The following is a 9047-nucleotide window of genomic DNA, read 5'->3' on the forward strand; positions in this document are numbered from 1 at the left end:
CTATTTTCAATATAGGGACAATAAGCCCTCTTTTTAAAATACTTAAACACAATAATTGCGAATAAATGTTGGCTTTATTAATACAAATTCGCTTGGTTAGGTAATCTATTTTAGATAGGAGGCGTGTTGAATTTTAGGCAAAAATTACATTGTTGAGCTTTCTTTAGCAGAACACTTTAACGTCGCAAGGTTTGCTTTGGGCTCTTTAGTATTAGCTAGAAAAGTTAGCGCATGCCTTTTAAAGGCATGCGCGGTAAATAATAAAGCGCTGCGACTCCTGAGCTAAGGCTAACCTAATCAGATGAAGAATCGTTTTCTTCACGCTTATATATGTAGGTTTGCTGCGTTTTAAAGCCAAAGCCTAATGTATCACTGTCATTTACAAGTTTAACTTTACCATCAACAACAGTTAGCCCTGGGCCGTTAATTTCAGGCGGTTTGATAGGGTTTACTGCACCTTCACCAGTAAGGCTCGGGCCGATTAAATAAAACTGGCTTACTTGGCTCACAGGTATTGTTTCTTCGTACTCGTAGCCACCGCCTGGGGTACCGTCATCTGGGTCACCATCATCAGGTGTTGGCACATCACATAATCCATTATTATTAGCATCTATACATGAGTCGCCTTCACCAAAATACAACTGAGCGGTATCGGGTACATCGTAGCTGGTAGTAAATTTAAGTTGGTCGTACACTTTTGTGCCATAGTGCAAATGAAAAGCGTACATTGCACCACCGCCCCCTGTTAAAGAGCACTGATTTTTATCAGACTCTAGTGCAGGTGTAAACGATGTATAATAAGCTACGCCTCCTACTACGGTGGCTGCAGCCAATGATTTTTCACCATTACTTAGCTCATATCGCCACCCTTTAAAGCCTGCTAAATCAGCTTCAAGTTCTACAAACTCATCTACATTATCTAGTGCATTGCCAAATGGGTCGTCATTCATAAGCATTAAATCACTTGGCACTATGGGCTCTGGCGTATTTTGTGAATCGAAGGTTTTAGTTACGGTTTGTTCATCGCGAATCATGTAAAGATGATCTTGCTCATTGGTTGCAAGCGGATTTGAGCGATTACCACTTCCTATAACGATTGCATCGTAAGGCGTATCTAATCGTGTGGTTATTTCTTCACCGCCATAGCTCGTTTTGCTCACTTTACTAAACATAGTACGTGCCACTAGTGGCTTGTAAAAAAAGCGTCGGTCTTGCGTTGCTAATGAACTGCCAAGCTCTGCTAATTTGTAATGAGAAAAACTATTTTTGTCAGAGCCTGGCATATCCACACGCCAAATATTACCCCCCGTATCGGTGGCATATAAACGGTCAATGTAACCATCATAATCTGAGTCAAGCGTTGCTATATCAGCAGCTATACTGTGCTTACCTTGGAAATTATTATCATCAGGCGTTAACGCCCATACTCTTTCACCGGTTTTAGCCTTAACAATGTAAATGCCCGCGCCTGATTCATCCTCGCTACGAATCGCGTTGTCTTTGTTTGTATCGTATCCGCCACCAAATACCAGTAAAGGCTCATCTCCAAACGCTTTAATATAGGCTATTTGTGGTTTTGACCAGGTTTGAGCTAGGTATTCAAACCCATCTGAGCCGCCTACAATAGGCTTACTCCAAAGCTGTTTTGGTTTATCTGGTGAGCTAATATCAAGTGCATAATAGTTTTTACCCCCACGGCGCATACCAGCAAATGCCCATACTTCATCACCTTTAGTGGCATCTATTACTCCGTCATTTAAGCCGTCACTGTTTAAACTTTTATTGTTAAAAAACACACTAATAGGCCCATCCATACCATACACTTTAGTATTGGCTTGATTTGTACGAAGTGCAGGTATGTTTTTTAACAGCTCAGCAGGCATAAACGCCCACTCCTCTTCAATGCTGTTACCTTTATCGTTAAACATGTGCAAAAAGCCAGCATTAGTGCCCACTAAAATACGTATGTTGCCATCACCATAATCAATAGATACCGGCTTAGAATGCAAAGGATCACCAAAAATATTGGCACGCTGATCTACTGATGAGCTATCGCTATCTTCGTTATCTACATCCATGCCTCTTGCCCAATTAATATCATTGCGCGAGATAGCAATATTAGTACCCGGTATGATGCCACCTATGGCGTCTGACACTATATTTAAAATTTCTTTAACTCTATCAAAGGTAAAATCAACAATACTACCGTCCGAATCTATATACAGTTTGCGGCTTTGTGAGTCTAAGCTTGAAAGTAAGTAGTTTACGCCGCCTTGTGCGACTAAATTACCATCGGCCGGTTTATTTGAAGGTAGCCAAAACGTGCGAGCGTCTTCTTTAATTAAGCCGTCATCACCTATTGCCTCACGGCCTGTGGAGTCAACTATGTTAGAGCCCGACATAACTAATTTTTTTAAATTGCCGCCCCAACGAGCCCCGGTCTCAGGATAGAACATAGCAAAATAAATTGCTTCTCGGCTGCGGGTTTGGTCAACGTTATTACTGGCAACCGTAGGCGATGAAAAGCTATCGTTTACTTCGCGTATTCTAGAAATAGTATTATTTAATGCTTCAGAGAGCTCTGCTGAGGTATCTGCGTGAAGGTACTCGCCACCACCTAGTTCAGCAGTTTTTTCAAGAAGCGTTTTACCTTTGCTACTCATGCCACTACCAAAACCAATAGTAAATACGCGGCCTGTGTCTGCTACTTCCGGTGTGTCTTCGTAAAGATCTATTTCAACGTCTTGTGTACCATGAATTATTTGCGCTAATGCTGCTAAATAACTATTACTTGTTTTGCTGGGGTTATAACCAAATTTTTGCTTGTATAAATCTTTAATATCGTCATTACGGTTATTATCCTGAGTAGGGTCGCCGTCGGTCATTAATATTAAATTTATAGAATTATCACAGCGCTCTTGCGAACCATATGCCTGTCTAAACGGCGATATATAATCAGGGGGCGTTAAAGGGTTGTCATTGGTCTCTACACTAAAGTCACGTTGATTGGTATTTTGTCCATACCAAACGGTTTGGCCTGTCATATAAAGGTAGGCTTCCCATAAGGTTTCTGTAACGGGGGTGTTTCCGCTAGCAGGTAGCTTTTCAATTTGGCCTAAAATAGTGTCATGTGATGAGCCTAAACCAGCCATAATATAACCACCGTTGTTACCATTAAAACGCATTAAACCAAAGTCAATGGCGCTATTATCATTAACCAGTTGGGTCATGGCATCTTTAGCTGCATCTATTTTTTTAGGTCCGTTGTAAGGAAGCTTACTTCCCATACTTCCGGAGGTATCAAATACAATCACAACACGGGGGTTTTCATCGGTTTCTACGTTATGGTTTACGTATAGCTCTATATCTTCGGCGGTTACAGAGAGGCTAACAGTTACTGCAAAAAAAGATGCAACAATGCGATTGAAGGTAAGTTTCATTTTAAATCCTTTTATCTGCGCTAAAATCACGCAGTTCCATTAAAAGTGCAGTTACTTATTTATTTTTAGTTTTAATTAGGAAAATGCACAAAACAGCTAAATGCCATTAAACATAAACTTATTTACAAAGATTAATATTAACTGAATTTGCTATATTTTAAGTACTTTAATGAAAATAGGCGCAAATATAAAGAAATTTAATACCCTTAGAGCATTTTATATACGCATCGCCATTAGTAAAATATCCCGTTTTTAAAAACAATTAACCCTGCAATTCTCGGTTAACCTTACTTGCAATGGTGTTATTACCATATTTTAAGTTTAAAACCCCCTATTAAAATAAGTATTTAAGTGAGAACACACGTTAAACCTGCTTAAAAATTAACAACTCACATTGGTTAATTTCAAAAATTAAAACTAAAAAGCCCCCGCGAGTTTATAAACTCGCGGGGGCTTTTTAAGTGCTAAGTAATAAATTTATAAAGATAAATCTTCTTTAGCACGCGTTAAATTATGAGATACCAGTGAGTTTTTAGAGATTTGATACGCTTCGTATAAATCTGAAAGGCCTGCGGTGTCTTTTTTGGCCATCATGCGGGCTACACCACGGTTACTTAATGCAAACGATGTAAGTTCGCGTACTTTTAAACGTGGGCCACGGCTTTCTTTTAATAAGGCAATTGCTTGTGTACAAATGGCTTCAGCTTCTGCGTAGTTTTTAGATTCTACATTAAGTGCACAGCTATTAAATGGCTGTTCAAACTCCGGCGCGGCTGTTACAGAATCTTCAATAACCATTAATTTGTAGTCACTTTGATCAGCCATTGCAGCAGCTGAGCAAGTTAATAATGAGCCAAGAGCGATGGTTTTTAAAAGTGTACGTTTCATGATTATCTTCCTGTTTGGTTAGTCGTGCTTGTTGCCGACAACGTAACTTTAGATAAATCCTCTCCCCCCGACAAACGATAAAAACAAACCTAATAAGTGAGAAAATCTAACCTATAGACTTTAGTCTAATACCTACTTTAAATAGCGTTTCTTTCACTCTCAAAAAATACTGCAAAAACAAGTGAGTTAACTACTTTGTCAGCTAATCAGTAAAGGCCCATCCATACATAAAACTGAGTTAGTTAGCAGTTAACTTTTTATGTGGGTTTAAAAAAAACATCTTTTTCCACCCTTGGCTTTGTGTTGTAAAAAGCCACGCCATAGGCATAAGCGATAATATAGAATAATGCACATGAGGTTGCTTTCCTGCGGCATTACCGGTATCACCCAGTAAGCCAATTTGACTGTTTATGCTAACTACATCCCCTGCACTTACATTGTAGTCATTTAAATGTGCAAAATAATGCACTCGCCATTTTGCACCAAGTACCGCAACCACTTTGCCTCCTCGGTTTAGTTCACCTGAAAAAATAACAATACCGCTTGTTGCAGCAACCACAGGGGTGTTTTTAGCGCCAAAAATATCAATTCCTTTATGTACACCCGAGCGCCCCCACGGCTCATACCAAAACGTATTGTGGTTCCAATCTTTACTTTTAGCGCCTTGCACAGGAATTATTAGCTTCTCAGGAATGAGTAAACCCACTATTAATAAAATTATAACTGCGCCCAAAGTCCACTTTAGTAGTTTCAATGCATTACCTTTGCTGTGAATAGTCATTAAATTATTAATTACAATATCTGAACGCCTAGTGAGTATTGTTAGAACGAAACACTTTTTTAACGTGAACTAAACTCATTAATTTTAATACAGGTTTTATTATTAATTGCGCACTGCCAGCTATAAAAAGCCAGGTACCGCTTTCAACTAATGACTCATTTAAAAAGAAAAAGCTACCAATTAAAAACCACACCGCAATTAAAAAATCGTTAACTGCGCCTAATGCTTCATAACGGCGTTGGATAGTAATATGCTCTTGTCCTAAGTCTAAATTAAGCTGATTTTTGCTGGAGCCCATCAATACTACTCACTCTTTTTACTGTGTAATTAAAAAAACTGTTTTCACTAGCATCTAATACCAATTCGCTTAATTAAGTATTATTACGCATTGGTATAGGCTTATCTGCATAATACAATAGCAAAAAACACATAATAAAAAACGCTGGCTGATATATCAGCCAGCGTTTTTATTGGTGTAGAGTCTTTATAGCCAAAAACTCACTATTGCTTGTATATTTAATTGTTTATTTTTGGTCTTTTTCTAAACGTTTTTTAAGACTTAAAGCCGCATCTGCCGCTAATAACATTTCCAAAAATAAAGCTTTCTAAAACGGGCTTTCTCGCTTTTAAATTTACATGTGAGTTTTATAAAAAAATTTTATTACACGCACAAAAAAGCCCCTACCAAATATAAATCGGTAGGGACTTTTTTGTGACTCTCGCTAATTAAATTGCTTTATAAGGCAAGCTCTTCTTTAGCGCGAGTTAAGTTATGAGACACTAATGTGTTTTCAGAGATTTGTACTGCTTCGTATAAATCAGCTAATGCTGCTGTATCGTTATGCGCTTTTAAACGTGCAACGCCACGGTTGCTTAAAGCGTACGATGTAAGCTGGCGTACTTTAAATTTAGGGCCTTGTGCATCTTTTAATAGTGCAATGGCTTTAGTACAAATTTCTTCAGCTTGAGCGTAATTTTTAGATTTAACGTTAAGTGCACAGCTATTGAATGACTCTTCAAGTGGCAATGGAGCAGTAGCGGTTTTGATAACCATTAGTTTGTAGTCACTTGAATCAGCCATTACAGCTGCTGAGCAAGTTAGTAATGAGCCAAGAGCGATGGTTTTTAAAAGTGTACGTTTCATGGTTTGTCTTTCCTAATTAAGTTAGTCGCGCTTGTTGCCGACAACTGAACTTTAGAGTAATAGCTCAGCGCCGACAAACGAGAAAAACAAACTCAATAAGTGAAGAAAATTAACCTATAGACTTTAGTCTAATATACGTACAAATTTAAATGTTTAACAGCGTGTAAACCAGCGTAATTACTGCTTGTTTTGAAAAAGGTTTTAAAACGAATCTTATGCTGTAGCTACGCAAACAAGCCAGCGAAATGTACAAAAATCAGTCTTTATAATTTATTTTGTTTTTATGCTTTTGGCGACTTTTCCTACGCTCAAGCCTTGCACTAAAATTGAAAAAACCACCACTGCATAAGTTAAAGCCAATAATATATTACGCTGCGCTCCATCAGGGAGCTGCAACACCAGTGCCACCGAAATACCGCCACGTAACCCTCCCCAGGTTAACACTTTCCATGCACCGCTGGGCAGCTCGAGCTGTTTATTAAAAATAGTTGTTGTTAGGCCAACCACAATAAGACGTGCGCATAGCGCAATTAAAATGGTTAAAACGCCCGCCACCAGCAAATTAGCTGAGTACACAATCATTACCACTTCAAGGCCAATTAGCACAAATAAAATGGCATTTAAAATTTCATCAATTAGCTCCCAAAACAAATCAACATAGTGGCGTGTTTTATCACTCATGGCTAAATTACGGCCATGATTACCCACCATTAATCCCACCATAACCATCGCAAGTGGCCCCGATAAGTGCCAGTGACTCGCCAATGCATAACCGCCTATAACACCCGCTAGCGTAAGTAATACTTCTTCTTGGTAGCTATCTATTGCTTTTAATAAATAATTTAAAGCACCGCCCAATATTAAACCAAATATTATACCGCCCCCCGCTTCAACAGCGAGTGTATGAGCCACTGAGTATGTAGTTGGCATATCACCACTGGTTAAAATTCCTAATAAAAGCGCAAATACCACCACGCCTATACCATCATTAAATAGCGACTCCCCCGCTATTACGGTTTCAATACTTTTAGGCGCACCAGCAGAGCGTAAAATACCCATCACCGCTATCGGATCGGTTGGCGAAATCAACGCACCAAATAATAAACACCATATAAACGATAAATTAAATCCCAATAAAGGCACTACTACATATAACGCTGTAGCAATAATCACTGTTGAAACTAGCGTACCCACACACGCTAAAATACCTATGGGTAATTTATAACGTCTTAAGTCACTTACATTAACGTGCAGCGCCCCAGCAAAAAGCAGCATTGAGAGCATGCCATCGAGCAATACATGAGTAAAATTGAGTTGATCAAGTAGGCTTACTTCGTAATCAATAAGTTCATCAAACCCTAAAAAGCCCAAAAATATGGCCGCAATAGACACTAAAAGCGAAATAACCATCACCCCAATGGTGGTTGGCAGGCCAATAAACCGATGATTTATATAAGCAAGTAATGCGGTTATAGATAAAAAAATCGCGCTAATTTCAAATATGCTCAACGTACTGGTGACATCCATAATCTAGCTCTCTTAAATTTAAAGCCTAATAGGTAGTTTCCACTTTTATGATTTGCACTTTTTAACCGTGCAACGCAAAAAGCCCATGTTAAGAATAAACCTAACATGGGCTTTTTATACACTGGCTTAATTAAAGCATGTTTAGTGTTTTTTTATAGCGCAAGCTCTTCTTTAGCAAGTGTTAAATTATGCGATACCATTGTACTGTTAGACATTTGCACTGCCTCGTACAAATCAGCAATGGCTGCGGTGTCATTATTTGATTTTAAGCGCGCAACACCTCGGTTACTTAACGCGAATGACGTAAGTTGGCGTACTTTAAATTTAGGGCCGTCTGCATCTTTTAAAAGTGCGATTGCTTTTGTACAAATTGCTTCAGCTTCAGCATAGTTTTTTGACTTAACATTCAGTGCGCAACTATTAAACGACTGCTCAATTGGCTGCGGTGCAGTCGCTTGTTCGATAACCATTAATTTGTAGTCACTTGTATCAGCCATTACAGCAGCTGAGCAAGTTAATAAAGAGCCAAGAGCGATGGTTTTGATAAGTGAGCTTTTCATGATTATATTCCTGTTGAGTTAGTCGTGCTTGTTGCCGACAATTCAACTTTAGAGAATTAACACAAAACCGACAAACGATTAAAACAAAACCAATAAGTGAAGAAAATTAACTTATAGACTTTAGTCTAATGCCAAACTAGTAAGCAATTCATAGCAAGTGCTTTAATTATAATTAGTAAACACCACCTAATTTAACTCCCTTATCAATCGCAAACCTATAAACTCCCTCGCCCATATGCCATAATCTAAATAATTCATTATTTTAGTAACTTGGCGTGCATTTAGGCGTTTTTAAGTTAACTTCTCAGGGTTTTTAGCATGGCATATCAAGAGCAAAATCAAGCAACAATCTACTGGCACGATTATGAGACCTGGGGGGCGAGCCCTCAGAAGGATAAGCCGAGTCAGTTTGCGGGAATTCGTACCGATCTTGATTTAAATATAATTGGCGAGCCGCTTATTGAATATTGTAAGCCGCAAGCGGATTACTTGCCTCACCCTGAGGCATGTTTAATTACCGGTATTACGCCACAAGTGGCGATGCAAAAAGGTTTGGTTGAGGCTGAGTTTATAGCCAAAATTCACGCTGAATTTAGTGCGCCAAACACCTGTGTGGCTGGTTATAACAGTATTCGCTTTGATGACGAAGTAAGCCGTTATAGCTTTTATCGTAACTTTTACGACCCGTACGAGCGCGAATATAAAAA

Annotated in this window: 8 protein-coding genes; 1 reads left to right on the top strand and 7 read right to left on the bottom strand. The window is 38.8% G+C overall.

Going from position 1 to position 9047, the window contains the following annotated elements; all coding sequences use genetic code 11:
* Positions 1 to 293: 293 nt before the first annotated feature.
* The 7 genes from B2R65_RS13285 to B2R65_RS13315 form a co-directional block, all read right to left on the bottom strand.
* Complete coding sequence (locus B2R65_RS13285) at positions 294 to 3440, bottom strand: pilus assembly protein (RefSeq protein ID WP_286743374.1); 3147 nt, start codon at positions 3438 to 3440, stop codon at positions 294 to 296.
* Positions 3441 to 3917: 477 nt separating this feature from the next.
* The gene (locus B2R65_RS13290) at positions 3918 to 4328 is read right to left on the bottom strand and encodes a hypothetical protein (protein WP_286743376.1); all 411 of its coding nucleotides are present in this window, start codon (positions 4326 to 4328) and stop codon (positions 3918 to 3920) included.
* 238 nt (positions 4329 to 4566) lie between these two features.
* Complete coding sequence (locus tag B2R65_RS13295; RefSeq protein WP_414704505.1) at positions 4567 to 5082, bottom strand: M23 family metallopeptidase; 516 nt, start codon at positions 5080 to 5082, stop codon at positions 4567 to 4569.
* 55 nt (positions 5083 to 5137) lie between these two features.
* Positions 5138 to 5407 (bottom strand): YrhK family protein, encoded by a 270-nt coding sequence (locus B2R65_RS13300; protein WP_004587206.1) that lies wholly within the window; start codon positions 5405 to 5407, stop codon positions 5138 to 5140.
* 438 nt (positions 5408 to 5845) lie between these two features.
* Positions 5846 to 6253: a hypothetical protein gene (locus B2R65_RS13305; protein ID WP_004587203.1), complete on the bottom strand. Its 408-nt coding sequence runs from the start codon at positions 6251 to 6253 to the stop codon at positions 5846 to 5848.
* Between the two features lie 270 nt (positions 6254 to 6523).
* Positions 6524 to 7780: a cation:proton antiporter gene (locus tag B2R65_RS13310; protein WP_004587202.1), complete on the bottom strand. Its 1257-nt coding sequence runs from the start codon at positions 7778 to 7780 to the stop codon at positions 6524 to 6526.
* A gap of 152 nt (positions 7781 to 7932) precedes the next feature.
* Entirely contained in the window at positions 7933 to 8340 is a 408-nt protein-coding gene (locus tag B2R65_RS13315; RefSeq protein ID WP_248442100.1) for a hypothetical protein, read from the bottom strand.
* 318 nt (positions 8341 to 8658) lie between these two features.
* Here B2R65_RS13315 and B2R65_RS13320 point away from each other — a divergent pair.
* A partial coding sequence (locus tag B2R65_RS13320) for an exonuclease domain-containing protein (RefSeq protein ID WP_286743386.1) occupies positions 8659 to 9047 on the top strand: 389 nt, incomplete at its 3' end.

The organism is Pseudoalteromonas sp. UBA2102 (assembly GCF_002331165.1).
GTDB lineage: Bacteria > Pseudomonadota > Gammaproteobacteria > Enterobacterales > Alteromonadaceae > Pseudoalteromonas > Pseudoalteromonas atlantica.